Origin of the sequence: Aquimarina agarilytica ZC1 (assembly GCF_000255455.1) — a bacterium.
Classification (GTDB): Bacteria; Bacteroidota; Bacteroidia; order Flavobacteriales; family Flavobacteriaceae; genus Aquimarina; species Aquimarina agarilytica.
In genome coordinates this window covers 1-23565 of record NZ_JH621270.1, presented here as the reverse complement: position 1 = coordinate 23565, position 23565 = coordinate 1, and the positions used below count along the sequence as shown (strand labels likewise).

General features: G+C 32.5%; 22 protein-coding genes. 16 read left to right on the top strand and 6 right to left on the bottom strand.

The window, feature by feature from the left end; genetic code table 11:
- Positions 1-352: 352 nt before the first annotated feature.
- Positions 353-1684 (top strand): hypothetical protein, encoded by a 1332-nt coding sequence (locus tag KQA_RS0212860; protein WP_010181784.1) that lies wholly within the window; start codon positions 353-355, stop codon positions 1682-1684.
- Positions 1685-1751: 67 nt separating this feature from the next.
- Here the strand turns inward: KQA_RS0212860 and KQA_RS0212855 are convergent, their stop codons facing one another.
- Both KQA_RS0212855 and KQA_RS0212850 read right to left on the bottom strand, forming a co-directional pair.
- Complete coding sequence (locus KQA_RS0212855) at positions 1752-2165, bottom strand: hypothetical protein (RefSeq protein WP_010181782.1); 414 nt, start codon at positions 2163-2165, stop codon at positions 1752-1754.
- Between the two features lie 352 nt (positions 2166-2517).
- Positions 2518-2760, bottom strand: a complete 243-nt coding sequence (locus KQA_RS0212850; RefSeq protein WP_010181781.1) for a DUF6341 family protein — start codon at positions 2758-2760, stop codon at positions 2518-2520.
- Between the two features lie 180 nt (positions 2761-2940).
- Here KQA_RS0212850 and KQA_RS0212845 point away from each other — a divergent pair, with 180 nt between their 5' ends.
- From KQA_RS0212845 to KQA_RS0212830, 4 genes are all read left to right on the top strand, one after another.
- Positions 2941-3549: a DUF4254 domain-containing protein gene (locus KQA_RS0212845; RefSeq protein ID WP_010181779.1), complete on the top strand. Its 609-nt coding sequence runs from the start codon at positions 2941-2943 to the stop codon at positions 3547-3549.
- Positions 3550-3684: 135 nt separating this feature from the next.
- Positions 3685-4725, top strand: a complete 1041-nt coding sequence (locus KQA_RS0212840; RefSeq protein WP_010181777.1) for a glycosyltransferase family 9 protein — start codon at positions 3685-3687, stop codon at positions 4723-4725.
- Between the two features lie 677 nt (positions 4726-5402).
- Positions 5403-6086 carry a response regulator transcription factor gene (locus tag KQA_RS0212835; protein WP_010181775.1) on the top strand — a complete coding sequence of 228 codons (684 nt, stop codon included), beginning with the start codon at positions 5403-5405 and terminating at the stop codon, positions 6084-6086.
- A gap of 130 nt (positions 6087-6216) precedes the next feature.
- On the top strand, positions 6217-6930 hold the full coding sequence (locus KQA_RS0212830) for a M50 family metallopeptidase (protein WP_010181773.1): 714 nt from the start codon (positions 6217-6219) through the stop codon (positions 6928-6930).
- Positions 6931-6973: 43 nt separating this feature from the next.
- Here KQA_RS0212830 and KQA_RS0212825 read toward each other — a convergent pair whose 3' ends face one another.
- Positions 6974-7432: a COG2426 family protein gene (locus KQA_RS0212825; RefSeq protein WP_010181772.1), complete on the bottom strand. Its 459-nt coding sequence runs from the start codon at positions 7430-7432 to the stop codon at positions 6974-6976.
- A gap of 149 nt (positions 7433-7581) precedes the next feature.
- The gene (locus tag KQA_RS0212820; RefSeq protein WP_010181771.1) at positions 7582-8625 is read right to left on the bottom strand and encodes a ferredoxin--NADP reductase; all 1044 of its coding nucleotides are present in this window, start codon (positions 8623-8625) and stop codon (positions 7582-7584) included.
- Positions 8626-8868: 243 nt separating this feature from the next.
- Between KQA_RS0212820 and porW the strand changes: the two genes are divergently transcribed.
- The 10 genes from porW (at position 8869) to atpG (ending at position 18421) form a co-directional block, all read left to right on the top strand.
- The gene (porW, locus tag KQA_RS0212815; protein WP_029209590.1) at positions 8869-11439 is read left to right on the top strand and encodes a type IX secretion system periplasmic lipoprotein PorW/SprE; all 2571 of its coding nucleotides are present in this window, start codon (positions 8869-8871) and stop codon (positions 11437-11439) included.
- A gap of 23 nt (positions 11440-11462) precedes the next feature.
- Positions 11463-11867, top strand: a complete 405-nt coding sequence (locus KQA_RS0212810) for a bactofilin family protein (RefSeq protein ID WP_010181768.1) — start codon at positions 11463-11465, stop codon at positions 11865-11867.
- Positions 11848-12057 (top strand): AtpZ/AtpI family protein, encoded by a 210-nt coding sequence (locus tag KQA_RS0212805; protein WP_010181765.1) that lies wholly within the window; start codon positions 11848-11850, stop codon positions 12055-12057. Before KQA_RS0212810 ends, KQA_RS0212805 begins: the two co-directional genes overlap by 20 nt.
- A gap of 80 nt (positions 12058-12137) precedes the next feature.
- Positions 12138-12542: a hypothetical protein gene (locus KQA_RS0212800; protein WP_010181763.1), complete on the top strand. Its 405-nt coding sequence runs from the start codon at positions 12138-12140 to the stop codon at positions 12540-12542.
- Between the two features lie 599 nt (positions 12543-13141).
- Positions 13142-14353, top strand: coding sequence for a F0F1 ATP synthase subunit A (gene atpB, locus KQA_RS18970; RefSeq protein WP_010181762.1), 1212 nt, complete (start codon positions 13142-13144; stop codon positions 14351-14353).
- Between the two features lie 39 nt (positions 14354-14392).
- Positions 14393-14587 carry an ATP synthase subunit C gene (locus KQA_RS0212790; protein ID WP_010181760.1) on the top strand — a complete coding sequence of 65 codons (195 nt, stop codon included), beginning with the start codon at positions 14393-14395 and terminating at the stop codon, positions 14585-14587.
- Between the two features lie 93 nt (positions 14588-14680).
- Positions 14681-15178 (top strand): F0F1 ATP synthase subunit B, encoded by a 498-nt coding sequence (locus KQA_RS0212785; RefSeq protein WP_010181758.1) that lies wholly within the window; start codon positions 14681-14683, stop codon positions 15176-15178.
- A gap of 7 nt (positions 15179-15185) precedes the next feature.
- Positions 15186-15728, top strand: coding sequence for an ATP synthase F1 subunit delta (gene atpH, locus KQA_RS0212780; RefSeq protein WP_010181756.1), 543 nt, complete (start codon positions 15186-15188; stop codon positions 15726-15728).
- 136 nt (positions 15729-15864) lie between these two features.
- On the top strand, positions 15865-17442 hold the full coding sequence (gene atpA, locus KQA_RS0212775; RefSeq protein WP_010181754.1) for a F0F1 ATP synthase subunit alpha: 1578 nt from the start codon (positions 15865-15867) through the stop codon (positions 17440-17442).
- A gap of 118 nt (positions 17443-17560) precedes the next feature.
- Complete coding sequence (gene atpG / locus KQA_RS0212770) at positions 17561-18421, top strand: ATP synthase F1 subunit gamma (RefSeq protein ID WP_010181752.1); 861 nt, start codon at positions 17561-17563, stop codon at positions 18419-18421.
- Positions 18422-18475: 54 nt separating this feature from the next.
- Here the strand turns inward: atpG and KQA_RS0212765 are convergent, their stop codons facing one another.
- The gene (locus tag KQA_RS0212765) at positions 18476-18922 is read right to left on the bottom strand and encodes an Lrp/AsnC family transcriptional regulator (RefSeq protein ID WP_010181750.1); all 447 of its coding nucleotides are present in this window, start codon (positions 18920-18922) and stop codon (positions 18476-18478) included.
- Positions 18923-19073: 151 nt separating this feature from the next.
- Between KQA_RS0212765 and KQA_RS0212760 the strand changes: the two genes are divergently transcribed.
- Complete coding sequence (locus KQA_RS0212760; protein ID WP_010181748.1) at positions 19074-20222, top strand: histidine decarboxylase; 1149 nt, start codon at positions 19074-19076, stop codon at positions 20220-20222.
- A gap of 69 nt (positions 20223-20291) precedes the next feature.
- Here the strand turns inward: KQA_RS0212760 and KQA_RS0212755 are convergent, their stop codons facing one another.
- Positions 20292-22811 (bottom strand): T9SS type A sorting domain-containing protein, encoded by a 2520-nt coding sequence (locus KQA_RS0212755; protein WP_010181747.1) that lies wholly within the window; start codon positions 22809-22811, stop codon positions 20292-20294.
- Between the last annotated feature and the right edge of the window lie 754 nt (positions 22812-23565).

Genomic DNA, 23565 nt, shown 5'->3' with positions numbered 1-23565 from the left:
AATAGATAAATTTATAAAAGCCTCAATGTAGTACATTACATTGGGGCTTTTTTTTATGAATTTATTTAACAGATTGATAAAATTGGATACATAAAAAAGTGCAAATAGTTAATTTTAAAAACAGCTTAATATGTAATGTTGCTAACATTTGTTCGGGGGACTTTGTGTTTTAATAATTTTTTATTAAAATTTAAAACACTCATTTACAGTTATTTAAAATTTATTTTATTTTTTTTAGTTAGTATTTTGAAATGCATTTGACTCATTTTATAGATGATGATTAGATGATTTAAATTCTGCAGGCCTGCTAAATTATTTCATTTTAAAATATGAATTTTAAAAAAAATTGAAGATGAAAAATAGAAATAAATTATTTGCAAGTGCAGTTTTAGCAGGGCTGCTTTTAATGAGTTGTGATCAAGATGATGTGCCGGGAATTGATGGACCAGAAGGAGGCCCAATTACGGAAACAGCCTCGGAAGCAAGCTTATTGTTGCAGAGTATTAAGGAAGATGGAGGAGTACCCTTTAATAAAAATAAGCCAGCACTTAAATTTACAGCAGAACAAAACGTTTTTTTACCAAGTGTTTTAGGTATCGATTTTAGAATTGATAGATCCGAAGTTCCTGCAGGTCCAACGGCCAGATTTCCAATGTTTAGTGGATGGGAAACTACTTCTAGTGGTCCAAGAAAATGTTATTATATTATTACAGAATCGTCGGATCAAAACATGGCTGAAGAGTTAGGAATAATTTATGCACCTAGAATGGCTGCAGCTGTTGGTTCTGCTGGTGTTCAAAACGGGACATGGACAGAAAGAGGAAGGCTAGTTTTTGAAGGTTCAGTAGATTTTTCACCAAAAAGATCGTTAGTTGCAGGAGCATCCTCAGAAGATGGTTTATTATTTGGTTTTCCTCCAGCTGAGGTAAACCCGGGAGCTGTTGCCGATGAAAATTGGTCATCGTATGTTGTATTACCTAGTGGAATAGTAATCAATGCTCAAATGGTTGCAAATAGTACAGGTATACATGACCGAATTCCTCACCCAGATGGGAATGGTCCAGAACAAGAAGATGATTTGAATAACCCGAATTTAGCTATTGATCAAGCAGCCGTAGTAATGCAATTACTAGATGGTTGGCAAGATGGTAAACCTTTTTATTTCCATATTGTAACGGACACATCAGATCCAGGGCCAGCAACTATAGAATTAGGGGTATTTGCTCCAAAATTGGCAAATTTACCAACCTTTGGTTTATTTCCTGGGGGTTCAATGTTGCCTTTTAGCCCAACGGCAAATGGGATAACACCAGATGAAGGAAATCCACTTGGTTTTCAGGGATTAAACACAGCATCTTTAAGTGAAAGACAAGCAAACGATCCTACAAATACGTTTCCAATTGATCCAACTGATACCAGATATGCTCCAATGTGGGATGCTCATATAACAGAATTTACTGTTCCTGTTGAAGAGCGTCAAATTTTAACAAGTTTTGATCAAGTGAATGCCCTTTTAGCAGATGGAACATTAATACCATTTAGAGGAAATGCAAACCCTAGTCCATTAGATAATTCATTATCTAGTTTACTAACTGCAACTGGAGCTATAATCAATTGTCCAGTTATAACTCAGCCAGAGGCGAGTGTGATAGGTACTCAAATTGGTGCACCTAGAAATAAATAAGAATTCTTTTTTATGTTTTTTAAGCAGTTGCTTCATATGGGAGTAACTGCTTATTTTTTTAAATTTCTTATTTTACAGAAAAACGCTTTTTAATTTTATTAGAAGATTTTGAAGTTTTTACATGAACTTCATAAATTCCTTTTTTAGCATCTTGCACTGGAATTTTAATTTGGCCTTTAAAAAAAGAAACTTTTCTACGTATTCTTTTTCCAGTTTTCACATTAACAATACGAACAATACCTGTATCTCTTAAATCACTATCCAAAACTACTTCAAAGTTATCATCGGTAATATTGTGTACGTTTAAGTCGATTAAACCACGGATATCATCAGATTCAACAACAGCTTCAGCGCTTTCACTGGTTGCTAAAAATTTCATGTAATCATCCGTGTTAGAACTAAGTGTTGTAGCCACATCCTGGCTGTATATGTTTATTGCAGTAAATAAAAGCCCCAACAATAATAAATTGATTTTTTTCATAACAAAGCTTATAAAATTAATGAGTAAAAAGCTTAGGACAAATTAAGGTGCTTTAGGCTGTTATAATAATACTTTTTAGGCTTTTCGATCAATTAGAGTATTTGCAGATCAAAAACACTTTATGGGGGGAATATTTCTTTTAAAAAGAAAGAAAAAGACTACAAAAAGAGCATAAAAATTGATTTGTAGTAGGTTGTTTTATAAAAAAAACAATAGTGATTTGTTTAAAAAAAGCCTATACACATCAAGTATAGGCTTTTTTTAAATAGTTTTTATTCCTTACAAAAAGGAATAAAAAAGGATATAAATTAATCAATAATTGAGTTTAAAACCGGTTATTGATTTAAAATTATTATTGTTTGTCTTCGGCTAAAAAAGAATGAGAAACTACGTATCTACGTTCTTCATTATTGTCATTAAAACCTTTTAATTGTTTCATCCAATATATAAATGCAGCCATTCCAATAAGCATGAATCCCCAATTTAAAATATTAGCACCAAACCAACTTTCAAGTTCTAGTGCTCTTAATGCATTCAAAGGTGCAAAAGCAACTTCTTCCATAAAAAATTGAAATCCTTCGAAAAACTTTTTCATAATAAGTAGTATTAAGGTATCTAACCTAATTTATGAGCAAAAATATAAAACACTGGACGTATGAACAAGTAACCATTGTAAAAATGTATTTACTTTTTTAAAAGTTGTCGAAGAACTATCAAAATAGTAACATATAGGTAAAAACAATATCTTTGTGTTGTAATAACAAGAATCAAGAATATGATTACTAAAACGGCGAATACCATATTTCAGGAAGTGATTGCTAAATACCATGTGTTAGATAGTGTTGATCAAGCTTTTGAAAACCCTTATAAAAGTGAAGATGATCTATTTTCACACTTATTATATCGCAAATGTTGGATTGATACCGTACAATGGCATTATGAAGATATTATTCGCGATCCACAAATTGACCCAGTGGCAGCATTAACATTAAAGCGCCAAATTGATGCATCAAATCAGGATAGAACTGATATGGTAGAATATTTGGATGGGTATTTTTTAGATTTATACGAAGCCGTTTCTGTGAAAGATAATGCCACTATAAATTCTGAAAGTCCTGCATGGGCATTTGATCGTCTATCTATTTTGGCTTTAAAAATATACCACATGACCGAGGAGGCTACGCGTACCGATGCCACAGATGCGCACCGAGCTGCTTGCCAAACAAAACTTGATGTTTTATTAGAACAGCGCGTGGACCTATCAACTGCAATAGAACAATTGTTAGGTGATATTGAATCCGGTAATAAATTCATGAAAGTATACAAGCAAATGAAAATGTATAATGATGACGAATTGAACCCTGTACTAAGAGGGCAGAAATAAATTCAAATTTTTATAGCCTTCTACAGTTTTTAGGAAATAGAATAAGTCAAAATGAATTGAATAATAAAACAATCCCTCGTTAATCTTTATGAGGGAATTGTTTTTTAATACGAATGCGTCAATTTTAAACGAGTAATGTCAACATCAAAAGCACACATCCTTGTAATTCGTTTATCTGCTATGGGTGATGTGGCAATGACGGTACCCGTATTAAAAGCACTTACAAAGGCTTATCCAAATACAAAAGTCACAGTGCTTACTCGCGCTTTTTTTACTCCTTTTTTTACACAATTACCTAACGTATCGGTTAAAGTGATAGCCCTTAACGGAGAACATAAAGGAGTTTTCGGTTTAAGAAAATTATATAGTGAGCTAAAAAAAGAAGGTATTGATGCTGTAGCAGATTTACATAATGTACTGCGATCTAATATACTCAAGCAATTTTTTAAATTTTCAAAGATCCCTTTTGAACAAATTGATAAAGGGCGTGATGAAAAAAAAGCACTAACTAGTTGGAAAAATAAAGTTTTTAAAGCCTTAACAACAACACACCAACGTTATGTGAATGTTTTTGAATCCCTAGGTTTTTCTTTTAGCCTTTCGGCAGAAGACATATTAGTTAGGGAAAGTTTAGATACGCCAACCAATCAACTAGCGGGAATTAATACCAAAAAATGGATAGGAATAGCCCCTTTTGCACAACATGAAGGTAAGGAATATAGCTATGACTTAATGCTACAAATAATAGATGAGTTAAATAAAAAAAACGAATACCGTATTTTGCTATTTGGTGGAGGCAAAAAAGAAACACAATTACTCCAAAATACAGCTCAAAAATTTAAACACGTTGCCTGTGTAGCTGGGGAACTTACAATAAGGCAAGAGTTGGATTTAATTTCTAACTTGGATGTAATGTTATCCATGGATAGTGGAAATGGTCATTTAGCTGCCATGTATGGAATCCCCGTAGTTACTATTTGGGGAGTCACACATCCATATGCAGGTTTTGCTCCTTTTGCGCAACCCGAAGCAAATAATATATTACCAGATTTGGTAGTGTATGATAAAATACCAACTTCAATTTACGGAAATAAAGTGCCCGATGGCTATGAAAATGTAATGCAGAGTATACTACCAGAAACAGTTTTAGAGCGTATTATTGATATCATAGGTTAACAAAAGGGAACCTTTTTATTATGGTTTTCACAGGCTATTCATATACTAGTATGGCTACTAATTTTTGACCAGTACATAAACGGAGCGTTTTAAAAATTCAAACTCAAGTATTATTGCTATAAAATTGTATCAACAGCCCGTATTTTTAAATACCCTACATAGTTTTAGACATTTTTTTAACCTAAAATTAGGATTTGCTCTTTTTTTGGAGAAATTAACTACAATGATTTCGAATACTAAGCATTAATATAAAGTGTAAACAAATAATTATCTGAAAATAAATATTTTAACGCTATTCTGTTTGTGTTTTTTTATTAAAAAGAAGCATTGTTTATAAGTTTAATAAAATGCTTGTTTTTACTTACATATTATTTTTTATAACGTTTTTTAGTCTATAAAATAGACTCATTTATCGTTTTTTTAATGAATTTAGAAAAAAATAAATCGGTTAATAATTTTAAAATCAATGTTACAATAATTAATAATTTATACCATGTAATAGCCTTAAATTCATAACAAAACTGTAGTAAAGACAAAAATTTTGTTTTAAAAAAAGGATAATAAAAATGAAAGTGTTAAAAATTGTAAAAATATTTTTTTGTATGAAAAAACTATTTTGAGTAGGGTATTTTTGGCTTGAATCGTTTTATATATGAACCCCCTTAAACAGTATTAAAATGACTTACAAGATTTTACATTTAGACAATTGCGAAATGACCCAAGTAGGATTTGAACAAATCGCAACTAACTATTGTTGCATTGATTTTATAATTGGAAGCGATAAAGATTATAAACAATGCACTCAATTATTAGATTCATACAGACCAGATCTTTCAGTTATTAATTTGGATAATATTGATAAAGAATTAGCAAATCAAATTGTTGATTACGTTTACAGAAACTCAAAAGAAACAAATATTGTTTTAGTATCCAGTTCAATAACCGAAGATGATTACGATGCCTATTATGCCAAAGGCGTGCGTGGTTTTTTATATTTAAATTCAAAAAAACAAGAAATTGTGGACTGTATTTTAAATATGTACAAAAAGGATCCATACATAAGTAAAGAATTCCATAAAGAATTCAAAAAAAGCTCACTGTTTGATAAAGATACCGTAGTTAAAGGTTTTAAATCACTAACATTTAAAGAGCTTAAAGTATCTGAATTAATAATAATGGGTAAAACCACTAATGAGATTGCCGAAACACTATGCAATAGTAAACGTACTATTGATGCGCACCGTCGAAATATTATAGAAAAGCTGAGTTTGCTAGGAAGTAAAAACAACCTATCTCACTTTCTTTCCGAAAATAAAGTGGTCTTTTTTGAACTGTTTCCACAAACAAGTAATTGCGCATAATAAATAATCAATAGATTAAATACTAATTTGGAAATTCTATAAAGCCTATTTTAACTAGAATACCTTATTTTTGATCAGGATAAAAACCTCACTTTTTAGTTGAGGTTTTTTTATAAACTGATGTTAAAAAATGCCAACCAAACAAAGAAACTGGTCTATTTTCGTTATTGCATTTGTTGTGTTTATGATATGGCAAACGCCATTATTAGGTCCAATACGATATCCTTTTATATTATTAGGTACTTGGTTTCACGAAATGGGTCATGGATTAACAGCCGTAGCATTAGGAGGTCATTTTAGCCATTTAGAGATTTATGAAAATGGAGGAGGAGTAGCCTTTACATCACTTTCAACCCATGGATGGATACCGTATGCAATTGCTAGAGCTTCGGTGGCTGCAGGGGGACTTTTAGGGCCTTGTATTTTTGGTGCTATTTTGATTATGGGTGCAGCTAGGGCCAATTGGTCAGTTTGGATTTTACGAGCACTTATTGTACTCATGGTGGCTTCTATATTAATTTGGGTGCGCTCCTTAATAGGGGCCACAGTATTATCATTAATTGCTGCGGTATTAACGTTATTATCTTCTTTGAAAAACAAAGCAATAGCAAAATGGGTGTTGTTGTTTTTAGGCATCCAATGTACTTTTAGTACCTATTTGCAATTAAACTATCTGTTTACAGGTACTTTTGAGCGATTTGGACAAACCATGACTTCGGACACACAAGTTATAGCCACTAATTTATTTGGTTTTTATTGGATGTGGGCTATAGTAATTTGTTGCATTAGTGCCTATGTGCTTTGGAAAAGCTATGCTTTTTATTTAAGGAATAATAGGGGGTAATCATTATGGTTTTTAACAAGTTAATTTATTGTTAGGACTTGTTTTACCCCAAGCCCTGCATGGATGCCAAAGTAGCTGCCCATACAATTACTGAAGAAAAGAAAATACCGATAACATTACCCAAAAAAGCTTTCTTTTTCTCAATTTTAAAAATATACGAAGCAATACTACCAGCATAAACTCCAGTTCCGGGTAAAGGAATCATAACAAATAGGATAAGTCCCCAAAAACCGTATTTTTTTATTTGCGCACCAGAACCTGTTTTGGCTCTACGAGCAACAAAAAGTGCCGATTTTTTATAGGGAGTCCATTTTAAAAGATGTCTATTAATATGTTCTAAAAAAAACATCATTATAGGAAACACTAATACATTAGCTATAAAGCATACGGCAAAAACAATGTAAATATTCACATTGTTAAGCATACCATAAGGAATGCCAACTTTAGCTTCTCCAAAAGGAGATAAGCTCCATAAAATAGCTATGATAATGGCTTTGATCATAAATAGATTTATTCAATATTTCGGGGGAAATTAATATGAAATAGTCCAACGTTTAATTAGCAAAATAATTGCTTGTAAATGTCTATTTTAAAGACATATTTATTTAAGTGGACTAATTTATTAGGTGCACACTAAAAAACTTTCAGCGTTTAAGCATCATCAAAATCAATTTTAACGCTATCACTTATAGCATAGGCTTGACAAGCAAGTACTAAACCTTCAGCAACTTCAGCATCAGTTAACAAATTATTGACAGGCATATTAGCTTCTCCTTCTACAACACGGCAAATACAAGAGCAGCATACCCCTCCTTTACAGGAATAGGGAGCATCCATATCAGCTTTCAATACATTGTCTAATAATGTTATTGATTTATCTGCCTTAATCTGTGCTTGCTCATCATCCAACACTACATGAATAATTGTTTCACCAGAATTGGTAGCTTTAGCAGTTTCAGTGGCCGTAAAAAGTTCAAAGTGAATAGCTTCATTTGATACATTATTTTCGGCCAATACTTCCTTAACGGTAGTAATCATAGCTTCAGGTCCACAAAGGTAAAAATCATTAAATGAAATGTCTTTAAACTTATTTTTTACGGCAAAATTAACGGTGCTTTTATCAATACGTCCAAAGCGTGCGCCATCTGTATTTTCGCGGCTATATATAAATTCTAAAAATAAACGATTAGGGTAAATAGATTGTAATTGTAATAATTCTTTAAAAAACATAGTCTCGGTTGAGGACTTATTTCCATAAATTAATACAAATTTGCTATTACGCTCTTCAGTAAGTACCGTTTTAATCATAGACATGATTGGAGTGATACCACTTCCGGCTGCAAAAGCCATATAATTTAAATTTTTATTGGGCTGAGGTTGCAATTTAAATTTCCCTTCAGGAACCATTACCTCAAGTTGATCTCCAGCTTTTAGATTTTCATTGGCATAAATAGAAAACGTACCGTCGGCAATTTTTTTAACACTCACTTTTATATCAGGATCATTGGGGCTGCTACTTAGTGAGTAAGCTCTTCGAACTTCTTGACCATTTACTTTAGCTTTAAGTGTAATAAATTGACCAGGAATAAAATGAAAATCACTTCTAATTTTAGCAGGAACTTCAAAAACCAAAGAAACAGCTGATGGTGTTTCTTGAATTACCTTTTTAATTGTAAGTGTTACAAATTGTGACATATGTTGTTTTTAATCGCTCAAGAAATTAATCGAGAGAAAATTTGGTGGTGCAAAAATAGTAAAAGCAATAATCTATGCCATTAATCGAACCATAAAATCAAGTGCTTATTTTTAATTTTATGATATAATTTGGTGTCTTTTTTTAAAAAACTAACGTAATTTTATGTTTTAGACGTATTTTGCGCCTTTAATTACATACTAAATGATGCCTATTTTAGTTATTTAAGTATTAAATTTTTTAGATTGAAAAAACAGCATCCATCTCATTTATTGCTTGTCGGTTTAGTTATTTTGCTAGTAATAAGTTGTTCTAGGAAAAAGGACAAATTTATTAACCGAAATTGGCATGCCCTTACCACAAAATACAATACCCTTTACAATGGTGATGTTTCTTTTATTGAAGGGAAAAATGCTTTAGTGGAATCTTATCAGGATAATTATTGGAAGCAGCTACCTATTGAGCGTTTGGAAATTAGAGAAGAAGTAGCGCTTCAGAGTGAGGTATCCAATCCATCTTTTGATCGTGCCGAAGAAAAAGCAGCTAAGGCCATTCAAAAACATTCCATGAATATTAAGGATAGGGAACGTAATTCGCAAATTGACGAAGCTTTTATGCTTTTGGGAAAAGCGCGCTATTTTAATCAGCGATTTATTCAAGCCCTTGAAGCCTTTAACTATATTTTATACAAATATCCAACCTGTAATAGCATTAATAATGCTCGCGTTTGGAAGGCAAAAACACATATTCGTTTGGATAATAACGAAGGAGCTATACGGAGTTTAAAAAGACTTTTGTATAGTGAAAAAATAGAAATGACCGATCAGGAATTGGCCGACGCTTCTGCCATGCTGGCTCAAGCCTATGTTAATTTGAAGCATAAGGATAGTGCAATTGCTCCTATGAAAGTGGCTTCCGAAAACACCAAAATTAATGAAGAAAAAGGGCGTTACCGATACATTTTAGGTCAACTATACAACAGAGTGCGTGAACGTGATAGTGCTAATTTTGAATTTGACAAAATAATTAAACTCAATCGAAGAGTACCCAGAGAATATTTAATTAATGCGTATTTGGCTAAAGCCAGAAACTTAGAAATCGAATCTGATGATCAAGTGGCCTTTTTAAATATTTTAACCAAACTTGAGAAAAACTGGGAAAATCGACCATTTTTAGATAAAATATATTACGAAAAAGCCATTTACTTTTTTGGAGCAGACTCCTTGGATATAGCCGAAGAATATTACAAAAAATCCTTAGCAACAGGAACCCAAGATAATTACTTACGCTCACTAAATTATGAAACTTTAGGACGTATGAAGTTTGATAAAGGTTTGTTTGAAATAGCGGGGAATTATATGGATAGTACCCTTACATTATTGGATGAAAACAGCAAGCGATACCGTGTAATTAAAAAGAAACGTGATAATTTGGATGACGTTATTTTATACGAGGGTATAGTGCGTACCAATGATAGTATTTTAAAAATAGCAGCATTACCGCGAGAGGAACAATTAAGTTATTATAAAAAATACACCGATAGCTTACGCGAAATAAAAAAAGGAGAATTAAAGCGCCAGAAATCATTAAAGGCACGCTCATTACAAAACAATCCGACCATAGCAGCACGCTCCAGAGTTGCAAATTCAACGGAAGAACAAAAATTTTATTTTTATAACCCCATTACATTAGCCAATGGGAAATTGCAGTTCGAGGATATTTTTGGAAAAAGAGAACTAGTTGATAATTGGAAAATTTCAAGTTTAAATCAATTCGCTCAAGCTGCCGAAGCCATTGAGGAAATTGATGATGATTATGATATTGAAAAGGATCCAATTTTTGATCCTATTCAATATGCCGATAAAATTCCAACAGACAAAAAAGTGCTCGATAGTTTGGGACTTTCAATTAACGAAGCCTATTTTAACTTAGGAACGGTATACAAAGAGCAATTAAAAGCTTATGACAAGGCCGTTGATAAATTTGAAGCCTTATTAGCCAATAATCCAGAGGAGCGTTACATAATGCCATCAAAATATAATTTGTATAAAATTTATCAAGCAAATGGCAATACGTTTAGGGAAGAGCAAATGCGTCAGGATATTTTAAAGAACCATCCCAAATCACGATATGCGGCTATAGTAAAAGATCCTTTTAAAAAGGCAGAAACGGATGGGTCTACGCCCGAAGATATATACACAAAAATATACAAGCTTTATGAAAAGCAAGAATATTACAGTGTGCTGGACAAGTTAGAAAAACGAATAACACAGTATGATGGCGATCCAGTGGTTGCCAAATTTCAACTATTAAAAGCACTAACCTTAGGTAAAATCCATGGAGCTTCAAAAATGAGGGAGCTTTTAAATTATTTAGCCATTACATACCCACAGGCAGAAGAAGGTCAAAAAGCACAAACATTAATAGAAAGTACTGTGCCATATCTTGAGAATTTAACATTTACACAAGATACTTCGGGAATAAAAAGATATAAATTAGTGTATGATTATCAGCAATTACAGAATGAAAATGCATTGAATTTTAAAACAGAGTTGGATACTCTAATTAAAAATCGTAATTTTAATTACTTGAAAACTTCTGTAGATTTTTATTCAAAAGATACCATTTTTGTTGTTGTACATGGTTTAAAGGGAAAACGCCAAGCACGTGCAATGAATAGTATTTTAAGGGATACCGAAGATGGGGGAGTTGAAGTTGATCGTGATGGATTGTTTGTTACCACAGATAATTATCGAGTGATACAATCGCAAAAAAAATACAGCGATTATTTAAAAGTAAAAGATTCTATATACTAATTAATTGAAATACACCCCAAGTCATGTTTTCAGATAATAAAAAATCAAAAGAGACCATAGATTACTCTAAAAATCAAAATAAAATTTCGGAAGGAACAAAGATCATTGGTGATGTTATATCCAAAGGAGGTTTTAGAATCGAAGGAACAATTGAGGGTAATGTTAAAACAGAAGGACGTGTAGTCGTAGGACGTACAGGAAGTATTAACGGTACACTGGAATGTACAAATGCTGATTTTGAAGGTAAATTTTCAGGAAAATTAAATATCACAGAAACACTTTCGTTGAAGTCAACTGCATATATTGAAGGAGAAGTTATCATCGGAAAACTTTCCGTGGAACCAGGAGCAACATTCAATGCATCATGTTCTATGAAAGGCCATGTAAAGTCATTGAACAAAAAATCAAATGGCGAAAAGTCCGCTTAAAAATTTTGCGGTATTCACCGGTATTGGACTTCAGATGGGGGCACTTATTTATGGAGGTTCTCAGTTAGGTATCTGGCTGGACGTTAAAAACAATTTTACAGAACCATTTTATGAAACTTGGGTTACCTTAGGTGCAGTTTTTATAGCCGTAGTTGGAGTCATTGTTCAAGTAATCAAATTTTCTAAGTAAATTTGCTTGAGCATAAAAAATCTTTAGATTTTTGAAGTTAGTCAGTTCAAAAATAAGCAAACCATATAGCACATTTTAAAGTGGAAATATCAAAAGGAGTTATTCATTTTGTAATACTAACTGTAGTATTATTTGTTATTCATAATTTTGTATTGCTTCCTTACATGGGGCTTTCAAATAATGTTCCCGTGGCCTTACAGCATTTATTATTAGGCGGTTTTTCAATAGTTATTTTTTTAGTGACTCAATTTGTGGCAAAACACTTTTTTTCGGTAGTGGGTTTTGGTGTTTTAGGTTTTTTGCTATTAAAAATGATTTTTTTAGCCATTTTAATTAATGCCTATAGTGTAGAAATTAAAGCTGAACCTAAAATCAAATATGTGTTATTAGCTTTTTACCTTATCTACTTAGTGTTTCTTTTGGTTAAAATTATACCAGTGATTAACATAACGCCAACTAAAAATACACCTTCAGACAAAAATTAAGGGATATTATACATCCTAAATTTGAATGTCAAATCTTATTTATTGGTCTCAAAAATAGTTAAAACTATACACTTTAGTGTATCTCGCTTTCAGCTTCTAAAAATAGTACAAAGAGCTCTTGGTAGTTAGCTTTTTATATATTTATCAAATTTTTATTGCTAATTGCTAAGCGCAAAAATGGATGTTTAAAAAGATAGTGACTTTTAGTCATAACCGAAGCTATGGTACTTTCAGTCCATAATGGTTTATTTAAAAAAAAATGATAACCAAGGCAATTATTTTTGGGGTTTTATGCTGCGGTATAGTTAAGGATAGTTTGTAAAATAGATCATATTCATCCAAGATAGTTTAGCGAATAGACCATCGTTTTTTTTTAAATAAAGCGACTTAACATAATTTTGTGAAAAACTGTAGTGTGGTAGCGAACATAAAAAAAATTAGTAATTCTCATTAGTGGTTCTTTTCTCAAAGAATTATTCTCATAAAAAACGCAAAAAATTAACTTATTCGAAAAAAAACGCATTCTTAGTGTGAATTATCAATTAAAAATGTAATTTTGCAGCCAAATTTAGAGCTCATATTGTATTAGCATTAAGTATATGATTGCACAACAACTTAGTAAGTGTTTGTTTACACTTGTTTTTTCTTTAGTAAGCACAGGAATGTTTTCAAATGTTGAAAACAATGCCCCATCCGCTCAGCATAATGATGGACATGGACATCATAGTTCAACGGGTTCAGGTAGTAATCTTATCGATACCAAGTCGAAAATTGATGCCTATAAAGAGCATCACTTAGCAGATTCTCATGATTTCTCTTTGTTTTCATACACCGATAGTCATGGAGAGCGTAAACATATAGGTTTTTCATTACCTGTAATTGTTTGGTCGAGTAAAGGTTTAGTAACTTTCATGTCTTCTGAATTTCATCACAATGATGACGGTCATGTTTTAGTGAGTAAAAAAGGAGCTAAATTTGCTAAAATTCACAGTAAAATATACGAATTAGATGCCAATGCAAGTGCTGTGCAGTTTGATGATAAACACCATGCAACTAACGCACACAAAGTATGGGATTTTTCAATTACCAAAAGTGTGTTAGGTATGTTAATTGCTGGTTTACTAATGCTTTTAGGCTTTAGTAGTTTGGCAAAAGGCTATAAAAAAGGGCCAATACCAACTGGTTTTTCTAGAGTATTAGAGCCTTTAGTAATTTATGTGCGTGATGAAATTGCACGTCCAAATATAGGAGAAAAGAAATACAGAAAATATATGGGATTCCTTTTAACGGTATTCTTTTTTATCTGGATTCTAAACTTATTAGGATTAACCCCACTAGGGTTTAACGTAACAGGGAATATTGCAGTAACAGTATGTTTGGCAATTTTTACTTTTCTGATTACTACATTTACAGCAAATAAAGATTATTGGAAGCATATTTTTTGGATGCCGGGAGTACCAGTTCCAATGAAAATAGTATTAATGCCTATTGAGATTTTAGGAATGTTCACAAAGCCTTTCTCGTTATTAATACGTTTGTTTGCCAATATTACTGCAGGTCATGCTGTAGTAATGGGATTAATTGCTGTAGCATATACGGCTAGAGAAACGCTTGGTGTTGCAGGTGGTTTTGGAGTATCCACTTTATTAACATTATTCATTTCATTAATTGAATTGTTAGTAGCGTTTTTACAAGCATTTATTTTTACTATGTTATCGTCATTGTTCATTGGTATGGCAGTAGAGGAACATGATCACGATCATGCACATGATGCAGATGGACACGGAGCAGAAGATAACGCAGTAGTTTAGAATCAAGAATTTGTTTAATTATTTATAAATTATTTTAGTATGACTATTCCAAATTTAGTAGGAGCAGGATTAATCGTAATCGGAGGTGGATTAGGATTAGGTAAAATCGGTGGTTCAGCAATGGAAGCTATCGCACGCCAACCTGAAGCAGCTGGTAAAATCCAAACTGCAATGATTATTATTGGAGCACTTTTAGAAGGTCTTGCATTCGGTGCATTAATCTTAGGAGCGTAACCCAAAAGAACAAACATATTTCCTGTAACGGTTGGTTACAGGAAAATGTTTTAAAGTAATTGAACAAAATTATAAGTTTTATTTTTTTAGAATATGAATTTATTAAATGACTTTTCACCAGGCTTGTTTGTAATGCAAGCGGTAATCTTATTAATATTAATTTTATTAATGAGAAAATTTGCATGGAAGCCAATTTTAGACAGTCTTAATGACCGTGAAGATGGTATCCAAAGTGCTTTGGATGCAGCCGAAAATGCAAAAAAGGAATTGCAAAATTTACAAGCAGATAACGAACGTATTTTAAATGAAGCGCGTGCTGAACGTGATGGAATGTTAAAAGAAGCACGTGAATTAAAAGCATCTATGATTGCATCGGCAAAAGAAGAAGCACAAGCTGAAGCTGATAAAGTAATCAAACAAGCACAAGAAGCTATTAAGGCAGAAAAGAAAGCTGCAGTAGCAGATTTAAAGAATCAAGTAGCAGGTATATCGGTAGAAATTGCTGAAAAAGTAGTTAAAAACGAATTAGCTGATAAAAATAAACAATTAGAATTGGTATCTTCTTTACTTAAAGAGGTAACTTTAAACTAATTTTAGCATGAGTAGAGCAGCCGTACGATACGCAAAAGCGATTTTAGACCTAGCAAAACAACAAAATGTTTCTGATGCTGTATTTGCAGATATGCAAACCATTAAAGAAACTGTTGCCGAAAGTAAGGACTTACGCGATATGTTAGAAAGCCCATTGGTTAAACCTGAAATTAAAAAATCTGCTTTAAAAGCAGTATTTGCAAAATCAAACACTATAACACAGGGTTTATTTGATGTTTTAATAGATAATAAGCGTGTTCAAAAATTGGCAGATGTAGCGCTTAGCTTTATTGCTTTATATGAGCAAGATAAAGGATCGCAAGTTGCAGTAGTAACTACAGCTGTCCCATTAACTGAAGCTTTAGAAAAAGAAACTTTAGCTAAAGTAAAAGAGTTAACAGGGAAAGATGCGGCACTTGAAAGTATTGTAGACGAAACAATTATTGGTGGTTTTGTGCTACGTATAGGTGATTTAGAATATAATGCAAGTGTAGCTGGTCAGTTGGCTGGTTTAAAGAGGTCTTTTAATGATACCTCTTACGTTGAGTAAATTATAATAAGATTAAATTCATTTCCGCATTTGCGGAAATCTCAATAAATAGGATTAATTTTTTTCCTTGAAAAAGGGAAATTAATAATAAAAGATTTCCACCTTCGTGGAAATGAAAGTTTAAAACAAATTAGTAATGGCTGAAGTAAATCCTGCTGAAGTATCAGCAATTTTAAAGCAACAATTATCAAGCTTCGAAGCTACGGCTTCACTTAATGAAGTAGGTACCGTATTACAAGTGGGTGATGGTATTGCTCGTGTATACGGTTTGTCTAACGCGCAATACGGGGAATTAGTTGCTTTTGATAGCGGACTAGAAGGAATCGTATTAAACCTTGAGGTAGACAACGTTGGTGTAGTATTATTAGGGCCTTCTACAGGAGTGAAAGAAGGAGATACGGTTAAACGAACAGAGCGTATTGCATCAATTAATGTTGGTGAAGGTATCGTTGGACGTGTAGTTGATACCTTAGGAAATCCAATTGATGGAAAAGGACCTATCGAAGGGGAAACTTTTGAAATGCCTTTAGAGCGTAAAGCGCCTGGAGTAGTTTTTCGTCAGCCGGTAACTGAACCATTACAAACAGGAATTAAATCAATTGACGCCATGGTACCCGTAGGTCGTGGACAACGTGAATTGGTTATTGGTGACCGTCAAACTGGTAAAACAACAGTTTGTATTGATACCATTCTGAATCAAAAAGAATTTTACGATGCAGGTGAGCCTGTATATTGTATATATGTTGCTATCGGACAGAAAGCGTCTACGGTTGCAAATATTGCAAAAGTATTAGAAGATAAAGGAGCTTTAGCGTATACAACTATTGTTGCTGCTAATGCATCCGATCCTGCTCCAATGCAAGTATATGCTCCGTTTGCTGGTGCAGCAATTGGGGAATATTTCCGTGATACTGGTAGACCAGCTTTAATTGTATTTGATGATTTATCAAAGCAAGCCGTAGCTTACCGTGAGGTATCTTTGTTATTACGTCGTCCACCAGGACGTGAGGCGTATCCAGGTGATGTTTTTTACTTACACTCTCGTTTATTAGAGCGTTCTGCTAAGGTAATTAATGATGATGCTATTGCTGCAAACATGAATGACTTACCAGATTCATTAAAAGGAAAAGTAAAAGGCGGAGGGTCACTTACTGCTTTACCAATTATTGAAACACAAGCAGGTGATGTTTCGGCATATATTCCAACAAACGTAATTTCGATTACCGATGGGCAAATATTCTTAACTTCAGATTTATTTAACTCGGGTGTACGTCCAGCAATTAACGTAGGTATTTCGGTATCTCGTGTGGGAGGATCAGCTCAAATTAAATCAATGAAAAAGGTAGCGGGTACATTAAAGCTTGATCAAGCTCAGTTCCGTGAATTAGAAGCTTTTGCTAAATTTGGTTCGGACCTTGATGCAGCTACATTAAATGTAATTGAAAAAGGAAAGCGTAACGTTGAAATTTTGAAACAAGCGCAAAATGATCCTTATACAGTAGAAGATCAAATTGCTATTGTTTATGCAGGTTCTAAAAACTTATTAAGGGATGTTCCTGTTGAAAAAGTAAAAGAATTCGAGCAAGATTACATTGAATACTTAAACGCTAAGCACAGAGACTCATTAGATACTTTGAAAAAAGGAAAATTAACTGATGAAGTAATTGATGTGTTAGTTGAGTCAGCTAAAGAGATTTCGAAGAAATTCGCATAAATAGTATTGAGTACATAGTATTAAGAATTTAGATTTTTAATACTATGTATTTTTTAAAATCGATAAGTGTTGTGAAGTCTGTATGCTGATATCTCAATACTCAGTACTTAAAATAAAAATGGCAAATTTAAAAGAACTTAGAAATAGAATAAAGTCAGTATCGTCAACGATGCAAATTACCAGTGCCATGAAAATGGTATCGGCTGCTAAGTTGAGTAAAGCACAAGATGCGATACAAGCGATGCGTCCTTATTCGGAAAAGTTAACCGAATTACTACAAAGCTTAAGTGCTTCGTTAGAAGGAGAACAAGGAAGTCCTTACAGTGAGCAACGTGAGGTTGAGAATGTATTACTTGTAGCAATTTCATCAAACAGAGGTTTAGCAGGTGCATTTAATTCTAATATTGTTAAGGCGACTAAGGGGCTAATTAACGAAACTTACGCAGGTAAAAAAGTTGATGTGCTAACTATTGGTAAAAAAGCCAATGATATCCTTTCAAAAGAGTTTTCGGTAATTGAAAACAACAATGCTATTTTTGATGAGTTAACATTTGATAATGTTACGGTGATTTCTCAAAATTTGATGGATATATTTGTTGCAGGAACTTATGATAAAATTGTTTTAGTATACAATCAATTTGTAAATGCAGCAACACAAAATGTGGCAAGAGAGCAGTTTTTACCCATTCAAGAAATTGAAGGAGAAGATGCAAGTGTGGCTGATTATGTTTTTGAGCCATCAAAAGAAGAAATTGTTGAGCAATTAATACCTAAGTCATTAAAAGTTCAGTTTTTTAAGGCATTAAGAGACTCTGTAGCGTCTGAACATGGAGCTCGTATGACAGCAATGCATAAGGCAACAGATAACGCAACAGAATTAAGAGATTCGCTTAAATTATCATACAACAAAGCGCGTCAAGCAGCAATTACTAACGAAATCTTAGAAATTGTTGGTGGAGCAGAAGCTTTGAACAACTAATACATAGTTTATTTTATATACAAAGGCTCGATTCAATAAAGAATCGAGCCTTTTTTATTTCAGGTATTCATTTTTACTTTTTTCAATAATAAAATTGCTTTTAATATTTGAAACGCCTGCAATTAAGGTTATTTTTTCAACAACAATTTTATGATAATGATCCATGTCGGTAACGGCTATTTTAAGTAAAAAATCGAAATTACCCGAAACATGATTGCATTCTAAGACCTCATTAATTTTATCAATTTCGGCTTTAAAGCGATCAATTGTTTTTTTGGAATGTTTGGCTATACTAATTTGACAAAAAGCAATAATACCATTGCCTAACTTTTTTTGATCAACTATTGCAACATATCCTCTTATAATTTTCTGTTTTTCTAGCTTTTTTATGCGCTGAAAAGTAGGCGAAACGGATAGGCCAACTTGATTAGCGATCTCTTTTGTGTTCTGTTTCGCATTTTTTTTTAAGGCTGTTATAATTTTTAAGTCAATTGAATCCATTGTTTTATTCTTTGAAATCGTTTGAGATTATTTTAAATCAAAATATATAGTTGCTTTAAGATGTTTAAATAGTTTTATTTTTTGAATTAGCTATATAAACAAAATAATATTCTATTCTAGGTTAAATTTAAGAAACTTAAAACTTATCCTTATGGAAAACTTAACTTTAACAATGTACGACCAACAATTACGTGTTTTAAATGACCAATTAAATAATTATAGAGATAAAGTTTTGGGTTATCCTATTTCAAGTGATTTTGATTTTTCTGAGTTGTATTCTTTTTTAAAATTTTCGATAAACAATATTGGAGATCCGTTCGAAGATTGTAATTACCGTGTACAAACCACCAATTTGGAAAAGGAAGTCATTGGTTTTTTTGCATCACTTTTTAATGCCGATCCTAATGATTATTGGGGGTATATAACTAATGGAGGTTCCGAAAATAATTTGTGTGGACTTCATACAGCACGAAAATTATATCCTAATGGAGTAGTATATTATGCCGATGCAGCACATTATAGCGTGCCCAAAAGTATTGATATACTAAATATGAAATCAAGTGAGATAGCGACTGATTTTTATGGAGAAATGGACTATCAAGATTTGGAAATCAAATTGGCTGCAAATAAAGATTATCCAGCCATTTTTAGTTTGAATTTTGGAAGTACAATGACCGAGGCAAAGGACAATGTTGAAAAAGTTAAAAAAGTGATACAAAAATGTGGGGTAACAACTACTTATATTCATATTGACGGCGCTTTATCGGGAAGCTATGGGGCGTTTATTGAACCCCGAATTCCTTTTGATTTTTCCGATGGTATAGATAGTATTTGTTTAAGTGCTCACAAATTTTTGGGATCCCCAATGCCAGCTGGTGTATTTATTACAAAAAAATCGATTCGAAACAAAACCTTAAGACCTATGGAGGTAATTGACTCTTATGACTCTACGGTAACAGGTTCTAGAAATGGGCATACTCCTTTGTTTTTATGGTATACTATAAAAAAAATGGGTGTTGAAGGCCTTAAAAATCGTTATTTAGGTTGTTTGGAAGTTACTAATTATTGTGTAAAACAATTAAATGAAATTGGAATTGAATGTTGGGTGAATCCTGGGGGTATTACGGTGTTTTTTAGGGCGGTTTCAATGGAACTGAAAAAGAAATGGCAATTAGCCACAGTAGCAGGCATTACCCATATTATATGTATGCCTAATGTTACCAAACAACATATTGATGCCTTTATAAAAGATGTTATTTTGGACGAAAAAATTCAATGTGTGAATGGGCCAATTCTTTAAAAAAACAACCCCAACCTATTTAATTTAAATAGGTTGGGGTTGTTTAATGGCTAAAAAATTAAAGGATGATTATTTCACCATTAATTTTAAAGTTTCTTTAGTGTAACCATAATCAATATGTAATAAATACATTGAGTTGCCAGAAACATTTAAATTATGGGTGTCTATTTCAATAGTTTTGTGCTCATTGGCATGTAGTAAATCATCATAAAAAACGTTAATTAGTTTCCCATTTGTATCATACATGGTGATGTTGACATGTGATTCTTTAGCTACTACAATAGCTAAATTTGCAGTGTTACCGTTAGTAATAAAACTAGGTGTTAGGCTTGCATTATTTACTAATGTGGAATTTTCTAATTCAAATAATGTACGTTGTTCTAGGTCTTTTAAAGCCAATTCTTCAACATTAGTTTCGTTTAAGTTTTTATAACCATAGCCGTATTTTGGGTTAAATTGCAAGGCATAGGTCAGTTGATCATTTACATTACTAATTAAATCTTTAGCAAAAAGGTTTTCATTTTCGTCATAATTATCATCTGCAAAATCGGCATCGGAAGTATGTTTATCAAATAGATCTGTTTTGTTGCTTAGTCCTACACGACGAAAAAGACCGGTACCTCCACTATCCATTAATGAAATGGTTTTATTCAACGGTTCGGTGTGTAGAGCACCAAGTAAATGACCAAATTCATGAGTAGTAATGTTACCTAAAGCTTCAGCTAAAAGATCAAAAAAGTCAGTGCCTTTGGCCAAGAGTATTGAATTTAAATTAAAGCTATCACCCAGTAGACTTTGTTGGTCCCCTTCAAAATCAATAGTACCTGTATAACTATCAAATGCAATGATCGCATCATCATTTATAAGAAAATTTCCAAAATCGATACTACCCGCAATTCCTCTACTTACAGATATACCTTGAATATCTCCACCTACATGCAAAGTGCTGTACGCTAGATTAAAATGTTTTAATAATGCAGGTATCCTTTTTGCTAAATAGGGACTACCATAGTTGCTTACTAGTATGTATTTTGAATTAGGATTTCTATTGGATTTTAGCAAGCTTTCAAGGTTTTCTCTTACCACCTCAGTTATTTGTGAAGCTACTTTTGTTCTGTTAAAAGTAGTTTTTTCAATACCATATTGGGTTAAAAAATCTTCCATTGGTTTTATGGTAATTATCTTGTTTGGATTTTCATCTTCTCTCTTATTTTTTTTGAATTCTCCAAAAGTTGTTTCATGTCCAGCAAAATTTAAATAGACAATTTGTTTTTGATCCGGATTAAGTTCTAAATTGTAACGGGTAACCATTAGTTCTGCATCATAATCACTAACAATTCCGTTAAACCTTAAAAAATAGGTTCCGGTTTTACTAATTGTTACATAAAATGTTTTATTTCCACTTTTTGGTAAAGGGGATGATTTAGGTAAAAGCTGAGCTAAATTATTGTTGGGTATTTTGTATATGGTTTCGTTGGTATCCGAAATTAGTGATATCGTTCTAAGATTACCACTGGCAGATAGGCCTAAAAGATCACCTGCTTTCAATTCTACTTCGTAAAAGTCTTCATCTCTAATATCAAAAATTTCAATTTCTAATGTATAATCTCCTCCTCCTTCTGTACGTATTAGTTCTTTTAAAGTTTCATTAGTAACGAATTCAATATCAATAATTTTAGATCTTACAAATTGGTTCAGATCAACTATTTTTATACTGTAAGTACCGTTCTTTAAAACAAACAATTCTTGCTCTAAAATACTAGATAGTTCATCTTGAACTTCTGCTGGAGTTGGATCTCCGGTGATAGGAGCTACAGGGTCAATAATTGTAATGGGCGTTGGATCTCCAGTGATAGGAGCTGTGGGGTCAAGAATAGTAATAGGAGTTGGATCTGCTGTGGTAGGAGTTGCAGGGTCAAGAATAGTAATAGGAGTTGGATCTGCTGTGGTAGGAGCTGCAGGGTCAAGAATAGTAATAGGCGTTGGATCTCCAGAGATAGGAGCTGTAGGATCAAGAATAGTAATAGGAGTTGGATCTCCGGTGGTAGGAGCTGTAGGATTAATTACATTAGATGATGGTATTAATAGGCGACTATCTAATAACTCTAATTTAGTTATAGGTTTTTTGGATGGTTCATTAAAGATAATTTTAACTTTAATGGTTTGACCAACTTTTAAATCAACATTGTAAATATCTTCATCATGAGACTCGGTACTAAATACATCTTTTACGCCATCTCCTAAATTTCCGGTAAGAATAAATTTTGTGTCCTTACTGGTATCTAATGCTAATTTTATAGGATCGTTTTTAGCGATATCAAGCGGAGTTTCTGCAAAAGAACCTAGTTGAGTTATTGGTAATTCTTTGGCAACCACTTTACTATTTTTAGCCACTAATTTAATTGAGCGTACTTTTTTTTCAGAACGACTAAAACCAGGGATAATTTCGGCAGTATTTAATGTATTGTTTGATTGACTTCCGACTAGCTCAGCTTCATTATGCACACTAGCATTGGTGTTTTGCGCACTAATTTTATTAGTTAAAAAGAGCGAAATAAAAGTAATAGGCAAATAGAATAGTGTTTTCATTTGATTTGTTTTTAAGTTGTATTTCAATAATTAATACGCATTACACAAATTTTACCCTACCACTTGGTATTTACTTTATTTTAATTATGAATAGTGAACAATAATAGTTAAAGGAACTCTATAGTTACTTTTTATGTATGATTGATATTTTACAATTAAGAAGAGTCAATAGAAATGTATAAATGGAGTGTGGATTTTAATGGTAGTGTATTTTCTGTATTATATTCTTTTTTAAATTTTTCAATTGATAGTACCGGAGACCTTTGGAAGATTGTAATTACTGTGTACAAACAACACATTTGAACCGCGAATTCCTTTCGAATTTTCCGATGGCGAGGATAGTATGTGTTTAAGTGCTCATAAATTTTTGGGATAGCCAATGCCTACTGGTGTATTTATAACCAAAAAATTGATAAGGGATAAAATTTTAAGGTTCATGGAAGTTACTCATTATTATGTGTCACAATTAAATCAAATAGGAATTAAATATTGGGTAAATCCTAGAAGTATGACTGTGTTTTTTAAGGTAGTTTCAATCGAAATTAAAAAGATAGGAAGCTTTTAAAATGATCAGAAAATAATTGATATCTATTATAAGGATTAATTTTTAGTGAATTTTTTTTAATAAAAAATATATTTTTCACTGTTTTCAGGGGATTTATTGAAGCTTATTTTGTTGAATTTTGGATATCTGTAATACGCTTTTAATATAAATATTTCGTATATTTAAGGATGCCAAAATCATCTACTCTAA